Source organism: Pseudomonas sp. YuFO20 (assembly GCF_035064975.1).
Taxonomy (GTDB): domain Bacteria; phylum Pseudomonadota; class Gammaproteobacteria; order Pseudomonadales; family Pseudomonadaceae; genus Aquipseudomonas; species Aquipseudomonas putida_AE.
The window spans coordinates 37,715-51,781 of sequence record NZ_JAXDEO010000004.1; the positions used below are offsets into that span (position 1 = coordinate 37,715).

Consider the following 14,067-nt stretch of genomic DNA (forward strand, 5'->3'; position numbering starts at 1 on the left):
GGTTGAAGATCGCTGGCGCCAGCAGTTCCGCCACAAGCGCCCTCTTCCCGCGCAAAACACCTTCGATGAAAAAAGCAACGCCGCCATCGGCCGAGGGAGATCCTGCACATGCCCAAGCTTGTTCGCGCCGCCGTCTTGACCAAATACCTGGAAGTCACCCAGGACCTCGGATTCAACCCGTGCGACATCATGACCGTCGTCGGGCTGAGCAAGGCTCAACTGCGAGTCCCGGAAAACCGTATACCCATCGATTCCGCCGTGCGCCTGCTGGAAGATTCTGCCGTCGCCAGTGGTTGCCAGACCCTCGGCCTGCGCATGGCCGAGTCGCGCCAGCTTTCAGACTTCGGCGCGGTCAGCCTGCTGCTCAGCCAGCAACGCACCCTGCGTGAGGCCTTTCAGGTAATGGAGCACTATCGTCATCTGATGAATGACTCCCTGGGGATCTTCGTTGAAGAAGCCGGCCGGATGGTGATCATTCGTGCCGAGATGGTCACCGAATCGCTGCTGCCCAGTCGCCAGGCCTCGGAACTGGTCATCGGTGTGCTGTTCGGCCTGTGCTCGACACTGCTCGGCGCGCAGTGGCGCCCGTACAGCGTCAACTTCATGCACCAGCCGCCAGAGAACCTGCATCTGCATCGGCGCCTGTTCGGCTGCAACCTGGAGTTTGGCAGCGATTTCAACGGCATCGTCTGCTCCGATGCCAGTCTGGACATGGTCAACGCCAATGCCGACCCGGCCATGGCAAGTTATGCCAGACACTACATCGACTCGCTGCAAAGCGATGTAGACACTTCGTTGCTGTTCGAAGTGCGCAAGGCAATCTACCTGCTGTTGCCCATGGGCCGCGCCACGATCGAACAGATCGCGCTGTCACAGGGCATGAACGTGCGCACCTTTCAACGCCGCCTGCAAGACGACGGCTGTGCCTTCAACGACCTGATCAACGAGGTGCGCCGTGACCTGGCGCTCCGTTATCTGGAAAACCCGAACCACTCGATGAGTAGCATCGCCGACATGTTCGGCTTCTCCATGGCCAGCTCCTTCACCCGCTGGTTCATCAACCAGTTCGGCATGCCGCCAGCGGCGTGGCGTCGCGCGCAGAAACAAGCGGTCGCTCCCTGACAGGGAGCGCTGTTCCCGCCTTTCAACGCACACAAAAAAAACGGCGACTGCTGGTACAGTCGCCGCGAAAACCGGTGCTTGTCACACCGGTGGTGAGCCTCACTGTAACGAGGAGCCAGCCCAGTGAAGCCCTGCCATAAACCTGTGTGAAGCCTGTTTTCAGGAACCCCAGTGCAGTAACAGAAGTACCAGCACCACGAGAAACACCGTTTCCCCGACCATCAGCAGGATCGGCTTGATCCCAACCGCTGCTAGTTCCTTGAGCCGGGTTTTCATGCCCAGGGCACTGATGGAAATCACCAGGCACCAGCGCGAGAACTCATTGACCCCGCCTTGCACCGCCGGCGCGATCCAGCCGGTGCTGTTGATGCAGGCCAGCATCAGTGATAACCCGTGAGCAATCATTGGATAGACGATCATCGCCAGGGTCGACAACGCCGACACGCCGATCACCGTGAACAGGGTCGCACGCTCTTTCTGCGGATGGTTAGGCAACGCCGCGGCCAGGGCCAAGGCTGCCGATGCACCGCAGATGGCGGTGGCGCCACCGGTAAGCATGCCGAACAAAGCCGAGCAGCCTGGCGGCGATCACCGAGACGCCGATGGTCACCACCACCAGGATCACCCCCAGCGCCATCGGCTTCCAGCCCTACGCCGCCATTTGTTCCAGGGTGATACGCATGCCCAGTAGCGCCACGCCGATGCGCAGCACCATACGCGCGGTAAACTCGACACCGGCCTTGCACGGGCCTTCGTCCGCCAGAAAGTTCAGCGCCATACCCAGCAACTAGGCGAACAGCATGACCGGCGCACCATAGTGCTCGGACAAAAACGAAGCGGCAGCCGCCACGATCAGGCTGACGATAAAACCCGGTGCCAATTCGCGCACGCGGGTATGGGCTTGGGTGAGAGCAATGGCGCTCATGGCATGGACTCCTCGCCAATCAGCATCTGCTCCAGCTTGCGCTTGCCGATCAGGTTCCAGGGGCGATCGAAAAACACATCAACACTTGAAAAACGACTCACAACTTCACCTCTAACGCGGCGTCACTGACAGGGGCTGCGACGCTGTCACCCGTTAAACGGGCAATATCTTTGTGGTAGTGACACTTGGCGTAAAAGAACACCGCCGCGGCCGCGAGGCTGACCAGTGGCACCAGTTGAAACGCGGCATGCAGGCCGATCAGGTCGGAAACCCGGCCGGTAATGAATGGCCCCGGGGCCAGGCCGAGCAGGTTGTTGGCCAGGGTCAACGTGGCAAACGCCGTGCCGTGTACCGAGTAATGGGTCAGGTTGGCGACCATCGCGCCAGCCGGGCCCGTGGTCCCGGTGGCAATCAACATGCCGAGGCAAATCAACAGCAATTGCACGGGCCCCGCCTGCAGCGCGAACGCCGCCGACAAGAGCAGGCAACTGCCCAGGCAGAAGGCGATGGCCAGGCTGACCTTGCGCTCCGGTGAGTTGCGACACAGCCGATCGCTGAGCATGCCGCACAGAATCATCCCCACACCGCTGCACAGCACAATGAGCGCTGCCAGGCCGCCGGCCTTGTCCGTCGGCATGTCGTAGTAGCGGTTCAGGTAGCTGGGAATCCACACCATCACCGTGCCGCCGACAAACAACTGCAAACCACTGCCGAAATAGGTCGCCACCACCGAACGGCTGGACCACAGGGTGCGCAACGGGCGCTGGACCTGCGCGCCCTGGTTCAGGGCCCGCGCCGCACGTTGCGGCGCAATGCGCGCTTCCTTGACGATGATTGGATACAGTACCGCCAGGCACAGGCCGAACAACGCCATGCCGGCAAATGACCAGCGCCAGCCCAGCTTGGCGGCGATCGCGCCGCCCAGGGCCATGCCCAGCACAGCGCCGAACAAGCCGCCGGCCATGAACGCGCTGGCCAGGGTGGCGCGCATGTGTTTTGGGAATACCGAAATCACCACCGCGATGCCAACGCTGCCGTAGGCGGCTTCGCCGACGCCTACCATGAACCGCGCGATGAACATCTGCGGGTAGTCCTGCGCCAAGGCGCAGCCCAAAGTTGCCAGGCTCCACAGTAGCGCCATCAGCGCCAGGCTCTTGACCCGGCCGAAACGGTCGGCCATCAGCGACAGCGGGAACGTCAGCAGGCCGACCATCAGGGCGACAATGCCACTGAGCAGGCCGAGCTGGCCGTCACTCAGTGCCCACTCGCTCTTGAGCAGCGGGAACACCGCATTGAGCACCTGGCGCGACATGTAATCGGAAATCAACAGGCCGAAGGTCAGTGCAAAGACAATCCAGGCATATCTACGCGCAACGTTGACGCAACCAGCGTCGTCATCGTCGGCGATTGGGTGAAAGGCCATGCAGCCTCCTCATGGGTTTTATTGTTGTTATCCAGCGGATGGCCAATACGGCTCTGCCTCCACTATTATCAGTGACCTGAAGGTAGCTCTGGCGGGGCGTCCTGCACTAAGCTTCGCAGGACACATTCTTGTGAAATTGGGACAGCCCAGCATGTACACCCTGACCCGCAGTGCCAGCCTGACCCACTATGAGCAAGTGGCCCGCTCCGTAGGGCTGGACCCGTTTCGCATGCTGCGCCTGGCCAAGCTGCCGGCCAGTACCCTGGCCGATCCGAACATCATGATCAGCAGCGATTCGGTCGGCTGGCTGCTGGAAGAGTCGGCGCGCCTGTCTGGCCATGAGGCGTTCGGGCTGTTGCTGGCGCAATCGAGGCAACTGTCCAACTTCGGCATGCTGGCGCTGCTCATTCGCGAAGAGCCGACCCTGCGCGCAGCCTTGCTGTCCTGCGCGCGTTACGCCCGGTTGCATAACGCCGGCGTGGAGCTGCGGCTTGAAGATGTCGGGGACCTGGTCCTGTTGCATATGGGTGTGAACATGCAGGGTCATCATGGCGTCTGGCGCCAGGCGATCGAACAGGCGACGGGGATTATCGTGCGCACCTTGAACAATCTCAGCGGCCAGACTTTCCGGCCAGTCAGGGTCAGCTTTACCCACGAGCGACCCGCCAGCCTGGAAGTCCATCACCGCGTGCTGGGCACGGCGATCGAGTTTTCCCAGGAGTTCAATGCCATCGTTTGCCGCGCCCGCGATCTCGACGCGGCCATTCCCGCGGCAGACCCGACGCTGCATCGCGAAGTGAAGCGATCCCTGGACCTGCTGTTGGCCAACCTGCGCGACGAGCCGGCGCAGCAGGTGCGCCAGGTGGTCAAGATGTTGTTGCCGGGCGGGCTGTGTTCCGTCGATGGCGTTGCCCAGCACCTCGGCGTGCATCGACGCACGCTGAACCGGCACCTCGCGGAGGAAGGGCAAAGCGTCACCACCATCATCAATGCCGTGCGTGCCGAACTCGCCGAAGAGTACCTGGCCAACAGCAAGCGCCGGTTATATGAGGTCGCCGAGCTGCTTGGTTTTTCCTCTGCCGGTGACTTTTCCCGCTGGTTCCGTTGCCAGTTTGGCCAGACGCCATCGAGTTGGGTCACAGCCTACCGAGAGAGCCAGGTGACACCCGGGTCACTCACCTGAGTAAGTGGAACGGGCGATCCCAAGGGAGCGCGCCCGCGAGCGGACCGACTTTGTCCCAATGCGCTAAGAAAACGTCCTGAAATGCACAGGATTGCCCGTGCCTGCCAACTAGGATAGGCGCGCGGCATCGTTGTCGGCTCCTGCCGCAGCCTCCCGCGGATTCACCTGTCCCACACCGCCGCAGCCAAAAAACTGGATCAACAATAACAAGCGCCGCCGTCACTCAAGGCATGGCTTTCATCTGTCACGCCCACGGCCCGGCCATAGACCAAGTAAATGGAGACACAATGCGAGTCGAACAACTGACCTGCGCCATCGGCGCGGAACTGCTCGATGTGAACCTGGGCGACGCAGTGCGCGATGACGACCTGTTCAACGAAATTTACGCCGCACTGCTCAAACACAAGGTGCTGTTCCTGCGTGACCAGGATCTGGACAAACTTTCCCGTCGCGATCACGAGGCTTTTTCCCTGCGCATGGGGCAGCTCGAAACCCACCCGATGCTGCCCAGCCATCCCGAAGCGCCCGGCCTCGTGCAAATCTGCAAGACCCCCGAGAACCCGGCGGACCGCTATGAAAATGCCTGGCACTGCGATGCCACCTGGCGTGAATCGCCGCCGATGGGCGCGGTGCTGCGTTGCATCGAATGCCCTCCGGTCGGCGGTGACACCATGTGGGCCAACATGGTGCTGGCCTATGACAAGCTGCCGGCGGACGTGAAACAGGAAATTGGCAACCTGATCGCCAGCCATAGCTTCAACGCCTCCTTCGCCGCCGCCATGCCCAGGGAAAAGCGCCTGGCGATGAAGGCGCAGTACCCGGATTCTGAGCATCCGGTCGTGCGCACCCACCCGGAAACCGGCGAGAAGGTGCTGTTCGTCAATGCCTACGCCACACACTTCGTCAATTACCACCGCGATGGCCGTGTCCGTTTCGGCCAGGATTACAACCAGGCCGGCGTCGACCTGCTCAAGTACCTGATCAGCCAGGCCTACAATCCCGAGTATCAGGTGCGCTGGCGTTGGAAGAAAAACAGCGTGGCGATTTGGGATAACCGCTGCACCCAACACTATGCCGTGATGGACTATCCGCCTTGCCATCGCAAGATGGAGCGCGCGGCTATTATCGGTGACAAACCCTACTGATCAGTAGTCAACCGGTTCAGACCCCAGAGACGCTGCTGAGCGTCTCCTTTGGGTCGTTCTTTACCATTGGACGAAACGGCCAATAGCCGCCCGTCACCCAAACCGCTGTTACGGCGTTTTTCCGGGAGATCGACCCCGTTTGCGCCCAACAAAAAAGGCCTACGCCATCAAGCGTAAGCCTTTGATATATATGGTGCCCGAAGCCGGAATCGAACCGGCACGCCCTTACGAGCGGGGGATTTTAAGTCCCATGCGTCTACCAGTTTCGCCATTCGGGCGGTAGCGCGGTGAAGCAGAGGGGGGAATATATACATCCCGTCCGGGTGAAGCAAGTTTGCGACGGTGTTTTTTGGCGATTGGATCGAGCCGATTGCGTAAAAAAAAGCTTCTTAAATCATGGATCTACGGAGCTTTTTTACAGTGCTGGGCAAGATCGATGGTGACCCCGCGCCCAGCACATCGCAAGAACCGGAATATCACTTTATATTTCAACAGCTTATCAGCATAACCCAGGCACATCCAGCCGCCGCGCCAGCCAATGCCTGAAACCGGGGAAGTCTCCGATTTCTACCCCCACAAGGACCGCGCCGATGGGGTGGTCTTGCTGCAGCGCGAAATCAAACACATGACACCCTCCATAGCTGATCCAGCCTCGTGGTGTAGCTCTGGCTCATCATTTCCCGGCGCATGCCCCAGTCGGGATTGGTCGGCACACTGGCCGCGCGAAGCGTCCCCCTTCCCCACCGGCCATTGATCTGGTCCAGCACCGCCATGACCCGGCTTGCCCCGGCCGGTTGCGAGGTGGCAAACAAATCATCGGTGTACTCGCCTGGCTGGCACAGGTTCAGCAGCATGACCTCCGCTTTGCTGTAGGCGAAGCCGGGGCGGAATACTCGATCAAGCGCGTCGACCGCCGTCCTGGTCAGCAGACGCACGTCATCCGTTGGATACGGTAGCTCCACCACCACACCGTTGGCGTATTTGGCTTCCTCGGGGTTGAACATGCCGGTCCGGATGCTGACCCGGATCTTCTTGCACAGGGAATGCTGCGCCCTGAGCTTTTCCGAGGCGCGCATCATGTAGGTGGCGACGGCCTCCTTGATCGGTGCAAGCTCCTTGAGCCGCATGCCGAACATTCGGCTGCAGCAGATCTCCTGCTTCGGCGGATCTGGTTCATCCAGTTCCAGACACGGGGTGCCGGCCAGTTCCCGGGCGGTCTTCTCGATCACCACGCTGAAGTGCTTGCGCAGCGACCAGGCGTCCGCCTTGGCCAGGTCCATGGCCGACTTGATGCCCAGTGTGTTCAAGTGCACTTTCATGCGCCGGCCCACACCCCATACCTCACCCACGTCGGTGTTGCGCAGTACCCAGTCACGTTTTACCGGATCGCAGATGTTCACTACGCCGCCAGTCTGCGCCTGCAAGCGTTTCGCCGTGTGATTGGCCAGCTTGGCCAGGGTCTTGGTGGGTGCGATGCCAACGCCGACCGGGATACCGGTGCAGCGCAAAACCTGGCTGCGAATCCGTCGACCCAGTACGTCCAGGCCTTCGATACCGGTCAGGTCGGCAAACGCCTCATCGATGCTGTAGACCTCGACCGCCGGCACCATCGACTCGATCAGCGTCATCACCCGCTCGCTCATGTCGCCATACAGCGTATAGTTCGACGAGAAGGCGACGATGCCTTGCTGGCGGAGCTTGTTCTTTATCTGGAAATACGGCTCGCCCATTTTCACGAAGGGCTTGGCGTCGTAGCTGCGCGCGATGACACAGCCATCGTTGTTCGACAGGACGACGATCGGGACCTTGGCCAGGTCCGGGCGAAACACCCGCTCGCAGCTGGCATAGAAGCTGTTGCAATCGATCAGACCGAAGACTGGCACTGGCTTAGACATGGCTGCGCACACTGCCGGTGATCACACCCCAGATCGACAGCTCGTCACTTTCCAGTACATAACGCGGCGGGTATTTGGGGTTCTCCGACAGCAGGATCACGTCCTTGCCGCGAATGCACAGGCGCTTGCAGACCGGATCGTTGTTCAGCAAGGCCACGACGATATGGCCATGGGCCGGTTCAAGCGAGCGATCCACGATCGCCAGGTCCCCCTCGAAAATCCCGGCGCCCTGCATGCTCTCCCCGGTGATCGATACCAGGTAGACGTGCGGTGCACGGATGTTCAGCACCTCATCCAGAGAGATGTGCGCCTCGATGTGGTCCGCTGCTGGCGATGGAAAACCTGCCGGCACCTGGAACAGGCAGAGCGGCAGTTTCCGACCGCCCTGGCCGATAGGTCCTAAAATTGCAAAGCTCATGACGCACGACTTCCAATACTGTACGAATATACAGTTAACGTCCAGAAGGCCTTGCGGTCAATTTTTTTGTAGGAAAAATCTGATGGGTGGGTGAGTCAATGAGCAATCGGTGCGGTGGTTGCGGAAAGCCTTGCAAAAGTTGCGGAACACATCACTTTCCTGAGAGCAATAAAAAACCCCGCAGACGTTAATCTGCGGGGCTATTTATAGTGGAGGCCGAGGTCGGAATCGAACCGGCGTAGGCGGATTTGCAATCCGCTGCATAACCATTTTGCTACTCGGCCTCAAAACATCTGTTGTCAGTAGCGCGACATCAAATGCGTAAAACTTGGAGCGGGAAACGAGACTCGAACTCGCGACCCCGACCTTGGCAAGGTCGTGCTCTACCAACTGAGCTATTCCCGCTTGGTGTGGCGCATTCTATAGAAATCAGAAGCGCCGTCAACCCCTTGATTCAAAAAAGTTTTATTTCTTTTGCACGTCGGTACGCAGATGCGGCCAGGCCGCCCGCAAGTACTGGACCATGGACCACAATGTCAGGCCCGCGGACACCATCAGCAGGGTGTAGCCCAGCAGGACCCAGAAGCTGAAGTCCGATGGATTGGCCAGCAGGATCACCAGCGCCAGCATTTGCGCGGCGGTTTTCCATTTGCCCAGGTTCGACACGGCCACGTGCGCACGGGCGCCGAGTTCGGCCATCCATTCGCGTAGCGCCGAGACCACGATCTCGCGACCGATGATCACCGCAGCCGGCAGCGTGAGCCACAGGTTGCCGTGTTCCTGTACCAGCAACACCAAGGCCACGGCGACCATCAGCTTGTCGGCCACGGGGTCGAGGAAGGCCCCGAACGGCGTGCTTTGTTCCAGGCGTCGGGCCAGGTACCCGTCCAGCCAGTCGGTGGCGGCGGCAAAGGCGAAGACCGAGGCTGACGCCAGGTAACTCCAGTGGTACGGCAGGTAGAACAGCAAAATGAAGATCGGTATGAGCAGGACGCGTAGAACGGTAATCAGATTAGGGATATTCATCGGCACAACTGGCTACGAGGTGAGGGGGCATTCTACTCGCTGTGCAGATTTGCATAAATCAACTCTGCGAGCTTTTTACTGATCCCGGGGGCTTTGGCGATTTCGTCGATGCTGGCACGAGACAGCTCCTGCAATCCACCAAAATGTTTGAGCAAATCGCGCCGACGTGTCGGCCCCACCCCGGCAACGCCTTCCAGCGTCGAGGTGCGGCGGGTCTTGCCGCGGCGCGCGCGGTGCCCGGTAATCGCAAAACGGTGGGCTTCGTCGCGGATCTGCTGGATAAGGTGCAGCGCGGGGGAATCACCGCGCAAGGTGAATTCGTGGGCGGCGTCGTTGAGGTACAGGGTTTCGAAACCGGCCTTGCGCGTCGCGCCCTTGGCCACGCCGAGCAGGATCAGGTCGGGCACCGCCAGCTCGTTGAGCACGTCGCGGGCCATCGACAGCTGGCCCTTGCCGCCATCGACCAGGAGGATGTCGGGCAGCTTGCCCTCCCCGTCCTTGAGCTTGCTGAAGCGTCGGGTCAGGGCCTGGTGCATGGCCGCGTAGTCATCGCCCGCGGTAACGCCTTCGATGTTGTAGCGTCGGTAATCGGACTTGATCGGGCCTTCGGGGCCAAACACCACGCACGAAGCCACGGTCGCCTCCCCGCTGGAGTGGCTGATGTCATAACACTCGAGGCGCTGGGGCGGTTCATCCAGCTTGAGCACTTCTGCCAGGGCATCGAAACGCGCGGCAACGTGTTGCCGGTTGGCCAGGCGCGCACCCAGGGCCTGCTCGGCATTGGTTACCGCCAGTTGCTGCCAGCGCGCACGGGTACCGCGCACTCTGTGGCTGATGGTCAATTCGCGACCGCGCAGCTCGTGAATGGCCGCGATCAGTGTCGGGAAATCTTCGTGGACCACATTGACGATCAGCTCGCTGGGCAAGTCGCGTTCGGGGCTGCTGACATAGTACTGGCCGAGAAACGCCGCCATGACCTCGGAAACGTCCTCCTCGATACCCACCTGCGGGAAGAAGTTCTTGCTGCCCAGCACTCGCCCGCCGCGCACGCTGATCAGGTGAACGCAGGCACCGCCCGGGTTGACGAACGCGGCAATCACGTCGACGTCACCCGTGCCGCCTTCCATGCTCTGTTGATCCTGGACCCGGCGCAGCAGCGAAATCTGATCGCGCAATTCGGCAGCACGCTCGAACTCGAGGTTGATCGCCGCCTCTTCCATGGCCGCCGACAACTCATCGGTCAGTGCATTGCTGCGCCCTTCGAGGAACATCACCGAGTGACGCACGTCTTCGGCATACACCTGCGGGTCGACCAGGCCGACACAAGGCGCCTTGCAGCGCTTGATCTGGTATTGCAGGCAAGGCCGCGTGCGATTCTTGTAGTAGCTGTCTTCGCACTGACGGACGAAAAAGGTCTTCTGCAACAGGCTCAGGCTTTCGCGAATCGCGCCGGCACTCGGATAGGGGCCGAAGTATTTGCCCTTGGCCTTCTTCGCCCCGCGGTGGATGCTCAAGCGCGGAAACTGGCCGTCAGAGAGAAACACGTAAGGGTAGGATTTGTCGTCGCGCAGCAGGATGTTGTACGGCGGACGCCATTCCTTGATCAGCGTCTGCTCAAGCAGCAACGCCTCGGTTTCATTGGCCGTGATGGTCGTTTCGACCTGGGCGATGCGGGCCACCAGCGCCGCGGTCTTGGGCGCCAGGCCGGTTTTGCGGAAATAGCTCGACAGGCGATTCTTGAGGTTCTTGGCCTTGCCGACGTAGAGCAGGCGTGCGTCGCTGTCGAACATGCGATACACACCGGGTCGCCCGCTGACCGTCGACAGGAAGGCGCTTGGATCGAAGATTTCAGTCATTTTCAGAGGCTGGCATCAACCATGCCGTGACGAACCGCCAACAGCGTCAACTCGACATCGCTGCTGATCGAAAGCTTTTCGAAAATGCGATAACGGTAGGTGTTCACGGTTTTTGGCGACAGGCACAACTTGTCGGAGATGATCTGGACTTTCTGGCAGCCGACGATCATCAACGCGATCTGGATCTCCCGTTCCGAGAGGGCGTCAAAGGGCGAATCGTTGGTTGGCTGGAAAGACTTGATCGCCAGTTGCTGGGCAATTTGCGGGCTGATGTAGCGCTGACCGGCAAACACCAGGCGGATGGCCTGGACCATTTCCGGCAATCCGGCGCCCTTGGTCAGGTAGCCTGCCGCACCGGCTTGCAACAGTCGCGTGGGAAACGGATCTTCCTCGCACACGGTCACCGCGACGACCTTGATGTCGGGATGGCTGCGCAATAATTTGCGGGTGGCTTCAAGACCGCCGATCCCGGGCATCTTGACGTCCATCAGGACCACATCGGGTTTCAACTCGCGCGCCTTCAGCAGGGACTCTTCCCCGGACTCTGCCTGGCCGACTACTTGCAGGCCATCGATGTCAGCCAGCATTCGTGTAATGCCTGTACGAACGAGATCATGGTCATCGACTACTAGCACCCTAATCAAGCAGACACCCCGCGATATGATCTTGTTGGATTGCCCGCCACCTTAGCAAAAAGCAACTGGCAGACCTAGCGGCAAGCGTTATATAAAAAGTTTCCACTCGTCTTGCAGGGCTTGTCGCCAGCGTGTTTCAGAGCATTGCTGCGGAGGCTTCACGCTCCATGCGCAGGAAACACTCGTCCCTGCCCACCACTTTCAAGCCCTTGCGTTCGTACAGGGCTCGCGCCGGATTATTTTCAAACACCGTCAAGCGCAGGGCCCCGCGCCCTTCCCTGCACGCCAGCGCCAATACCTGATCGATCGCCCAGGAACCAGCCCCCTGCCCTCGATACGCCTGGCCAACCTGAAGTTCGCGGATGTACAGCGCCCGGGCATCCCGGCTCAGGCTGACGAACCCCAGCCGACGATCAAAGTGCACGATCACCCGGTTGTCACGCCCCGCCCAGGCGACATCGAACGCTTCGTCCAGCCACAACAGATCGTGCTGGATGTAATAGCGCAGCATATTGATGCGTGTCAGGTCCCGGGCGAAATCGAGGTCGTGATCGGTCGCCGGGCGCCAGTCAACATCGATCAATGGCGTCATGCTGATCCCGTGGCAAAAAACCAGAAGTGTGGCACATCTTCATCGGCGCTCAAGCGATAGAAAACGCCGGCGCCGAGCGATAGCATTTTCTGATTGAAACCTCGTACCAGCCTCTAGTAAGCTCGGTGCACTCATCGGAGACAGACCATGTTCAACGCCCGCCCACCGCTTCATACCGCCAGCGCCCCGCGCTCGGTTGCGGCTGCCCGGGTGAATGACGTGTGCACTCCGGCAAACTTTTATTTTGGGTATTGGTTTAGCCACTGGCGCGCCTGATACCCACACGGCGCCCACTTCAAACGGGTCGCCACCAGAGAATTCTCAACCCCCGGTCGGCCTCCCGACCGGGGGTTTTGTTTTTTGGGCCCGAACACATTTAGCGACACACCGCCATCAAGAGGATTTTAGAAATGAACTACGCCACTTATTACCGTCACGACAGTTTTACCGCCTGGCGATTTACCACCCTCCGCTCGGGACAGCCTGCCGCCTCCGATCGGTCACCCACAGGTGGCAAGCACACACACGCAGCCAATCCGGCCAATTGTCGAACACCCCAGTAGGGCCGAGCGCGCGGGAATGAACCCGCCGCCGCCCAGGAAGCCTGAACATGAATTCGTCCGTCTCTGCTCTGCCACTGTCGACCCTCACCTCTGCCAACGAAGCGCTGACCCTGCGCCTGCCCAGTTCGTTGCAACTCAAGCAGCAATTGCCACTGACCAACGCCTTGGCCCGGCAAGTCGCGACTCACCGCCAGGCGGTTCGCGCAATCCTCGACGGTGAAGACTCCCGTCTGCTGGTCATCGTCGGCCCCTGCTCGATCCACGACCCGCAATCCGCTCTTGAATACGCCGACAACCTGGCCCGCCTGAGCGCCGACGTCAGCGACCAGATGCTCCTGGTGATGCGCGCCTACGTCGAAAAACCTCGCACCACGGTGGGCTGGAAAGGCCTGGCGTACGACCCGCACCTCGATGGCAGCGATGACATGGCCGGCGGCCTGACCCTGTCCCGCGAACTGATGCGGGAAATGCTCATGCTCGGCCTGCCGGTGGCGACCGAACTGCTGCAACCCATGGCCGCCGGGTACTTCGACGACCTGCTGAGCTGGGTGGCCATCGGCGCCCGCACCACCGAGTCGCAGATCCATCGCGAGATGGCCAGCGGCCTGGGCATGCCGGTAGGCTTCAAGAACGGCACCGATGGCGGTGTCGGCGTCGCCTGTGACGCCATGCGCTCGGCCGCCCATCCACATCGCCACTTCGGCGTCGACAGCCAGGGTCACCCCGCGATCATCCAGACCCCGGGCAATGCCGACACCCACCTGGTGCTGCGCGGCGGTCATCACGGACCGAACTACGACCGCGCCAGCGTCGCCCGCGTCCACGGCGACTTGACTCGACTGAAGATCCCGGCCCGGATCATGGTCGACTGCAGCCACGCCAACAGCGGTAAGGATCCGCTGCGCCAACCCGCCGTGTTCAACGACGTGCTGGAACAACGCCTGCAGGGCGATCGCTCGCTGATCGGCATGATGATCGAAAGTCATTTGTTCGAAGGCTGCCAACCGCTGAGCCCGTCGCTGAAGTACGGCGTTTCAGTCACCGACGGCTGCCTGGGCTGGAGCGCGACAGAGCAACTGTTGCGCCAGGCGGCAGAACGGCTGCGGGCACAGCAAACCCGCTGACCACCGGCATGATCGGGCTGCACCAACCCGTCTTCATCCGAAGATGGGTCGGCAGCCACCAGAATTCGTACCCTGCCTATGCCTTTTTCCCCAGGCCACAGCGGCCATTTCATGCATCGCTGCGGCGCTGGAGTCTTTAGAGTGACGTCGAAGTCACTTT

General features: G+C 60.8%; 11 protein-coding genes, 3 tRNA genes and 1 pseudogene. 4 read left to right on the forward strand and 11 right to left on the reverse strand.

Going from position 1 to position 14,067, the window contains the following annotated elements; genetic code table 11:
- The first annotated feature begins 108 nt into the window (after window positions 1–108).
- Window positions 109–1,122, forward strand: a complete 1,014-nt coding sequence (locus tag SOP85_RS03385) for an AraC family transcriptional regulator (protein WP_323626065.1) — start codon at window positions 109–111, stop codon at window positions 1,120–1,122.
- A gap of 159 nt (window positions 1,123–1,281) precedes the next feature.
- On the opposite strand, the pseudogene SOP85_RS03390 reads toward SOP85_RS03385, so the two are convergent.
- Both SOP85_RS03390 and SOP85_RS03395 read right to left on the reverse strand, forming a co-directional pair.
- A pseudogene (locus SOP85_RS03390) lies at window positions 1,282–2,047 on the reverse strand (YeiH family protein).
- A 97-nt stretch (window positions 2,048–2,144) separates the two neighbouring features.
- Window positions 2,145–3,470, reverse strand: coding sequence for an MFS transporter (locus SOP85_RS03395; RefSeq protein WP_274075974.1), 1,326 nt, complete (start codon window positions 3,468–3,470; stop codon window positions 2,145–2,147).
- A 151-nt stretch (window positions 3,471–3,621) separates the two neighbouring features.
- Here SOP85_RS03395 and SOP85_RS03400 point away from each other — a divergent pair, with 151 nt between their 5' ends.
- Together SOP85_RS03400 and SOP85_RS03405 are read left to right on the forward strand one after the other, a co-directional pair.
- Window positions 3,622–4,653, forward strand: coding sequence for an AraC family transcriptional regulator (locus tag SOP85_RS03400; protein WP_323626066.1), 1,032 nt, complete (start codon window positions 3,622–3,624; stop codon window positions 4,651–4,653).
- A gap of 287 nt (window positions 4,654–4,940) precedes the next feature.
- Window positions 4,941–5,798, forward strand: a complete 858-nt coding sequence (locus SOP85_RS03405) for a TauD/TfdA dioxygenase family protein (protein ID WP_323626067.1) — start codon at window positions 4,941–4,943, stop codon at window positions 5,796–5,798.
- Between the two features lie 191 nt (window positions 5,799–5,989).
- Here the strand turns inward: SOP85_RS03405 and SOP85_RS03410 are convergent.
- From SOP85_RS03410 to SOP85_RS03450, 9 genes are all read right to left on the reverse strand, one after another.
- Window positions 5,990–6,076, reverse strand: a tRNA-Leu gene (locus SOP85_RS03410).
- 339 nt (window positions 6,077–6,415) lie between these two features.
- The gene (gene umuC / locus SOP85_RS03415; protein ID WP_323626068.1) at window positions 6,416–7,693 is read right to left on the reverse strand and encodes a translesion error-prone DNA polymerase V subunit UmuC; all 1,278 of its coding nucleotides are present in this window, start codon (window positions 7,691–7,693) and stop codon (window positions 6,416–6,418) included.
- A complete protein-coding gene (locus SOP85_RS03420) occupies window positions 7,686–8,111 on the reverse strand; it encodes a LexA family protein (protein ID WP_046820111.1) in 426 nt (141 codons plus the stop codon). The genes umuC and SOP85_RS03420 overlap by 8 nt, the downstream gene beginning before the upstream one ends.
- A 210-nt stretch (window positions 8,112–8,321) precedes the next feature.
- Window positions 8,322–8,395 (reverse strand) — tRNA-Cys (locus SOP85_RS03425).
- Window positions 8,396–8,440: 45 nt separating this feature from the next.
- Window positions 8,441–8,516: transfer RNA gene (locus tag SOP85_RS03430), tRNA-Gly, on the reverse strand.
- A gap of 60 nt (window positions 8,517–8,576) precedes the next feature.
- Window positions 8,577–9,137, reverse strand: a complete 561-nt coding sequence (gene pgsA, locus SOP85_RS03435) for a CDP-diacylglycerol--glycerol-3-phosphate 3-phosphatidyltransferase (protein ID WP_274075970.1) — start codon at window positions 9,135–9,137, stop codon at window positions 8,577–8,579.
- A 32-nt stretch (window positions 9,138–9,169) separates the two neighbouring features.
- Window positions 9,170–10,993, reverse strand: coding sequence for an excinuclease ABC subunit UvrC (uvrC, locus tag SOP85_RS03440; RefSeq protein WP_274075969.1), 1,824 nt, complete (start codon window positions 10,991–10,993; stop codon window positions 9,170–9,172).
- Between the two features lie 2 nt (window positions 10,994–10,995).
- The gene (gene gacA, locus SOP85_RS03445) at window positions 10,996–11,637 is read right to left on the reverse strand and encodes a response regulator transcription factor GacA (RefSeq protein ID WP_008015884.1); all 642 of its coding nucleotides are present in this window, start codon (window positions 11,635–11,637) and stop codon (window positions 10,996–10,998) included.
- 127 nt (window positions 11,638–11,764) lie between these two features.
- Window positions 11,765–12,220: a GNAT family N-acetyltransferase gene (locus SOP85_RS03450; RefSeq protein ID WP_406591699.1), complete on the reverse strand. Its 456-nt coding sequence runs from the start codon at window positions 12,218–12,220 to the stop codon at window positions 11,765–11,767.
- 610 nt (window positions 12,221–12,830) lie between these two features.
- On the opposite strand from SOP85_RS03450, the gene SOP85_RS03455 reads away from it, so the two are divergent.
- The gene (locus SOP85_RS03455; protein WP_323626069.1) at window positions 12,831–13,907 is read left to right on the forward strand and encodes a 3-deoxy-7-phosphoheptulonate synthase; all 1,077 of its coding nucleotides are present in this window, start codon (window positions 12,831–12,833) and stop codon (window positions 13,905–13,907) included.
- The last annotated feature ends 160 nt before the right edge of the window (window positions 13,908–14,067 follow it).

Excerpts from the sequence above, each read along its gene's own strand:
- SOP85_RS03385 (WP_323626065.1), top strand. The coding sequence starts at position 109 with ATGCCCAAGCTTGTTCGCGCCGCCGTCTTGACCAAATACCTGGAAGTC.
- SOP85_RS03395 (WP_274075974.1), bottom strand. The coding sequence starts at position 3,470 with ATGGCCTTTCACCCAATCGCCGACGATGACGACGCTGGTTGCGTCAAC.
- SOP85_RS03400 (WP_323626066.1), top strand. The coding sequence starts at position 3,622 with ATGTACACCCTGACCCGCAGTGCCAGCCTGACCCACTATGAGCAAGTG.
- SOP85_RS03405 (WP_323626067.1), top strand. The coding sequence starts at position 4,941 with ATGCGAGTCGAACAACTGACCTGCGCCATCGGCGCGGAACTGCTCGAT.
- umuC (WP_323626068.1), bottom strand. The coding sequence starts at position 7,693 with ATGTCTAAGCCAGTGCCAGTCTTCGGTCTGATCGATTGCAACAGCTTC.
- SOP85_RS03420 (WP_046820111.1), bottom strand. The coding sequence starts at position 8,111 with ATGAGCTTTGCAATTTTAGGACCTATCGGCCAGGGCGGTCGGAAACTG.
- pgsA (WP_274075970.1), bottom strand. The coding sequence starts at position 9,137 with ATGAATATCCCTAATCTGATTACCGTTCTACGCGTCCTGCTCATACCG.
- uvrC (WP_274075969.1), bottom strand. The coding sequence starts at position 10,993 with ATGACTGAAATCTTCGATCCAAGCGCCTTCCTGTCGACGGTCAGCGGG.
- SOP85_RS03450 (WP_406591699.1), bottom strand. The coding sequence starts at position 12,220 with ATGACGCCATTGATCGATGTTGACTGGCGCCCGGCGACCGATCACGAC.
- SOP85_RS03455 (WP_323626069.1), top strand. The coding sequence starts at position 12,831 with ATGAATTCGTCCGTCTCTGCTCTGCCACTGTCGACCCTCACCTCTGCC.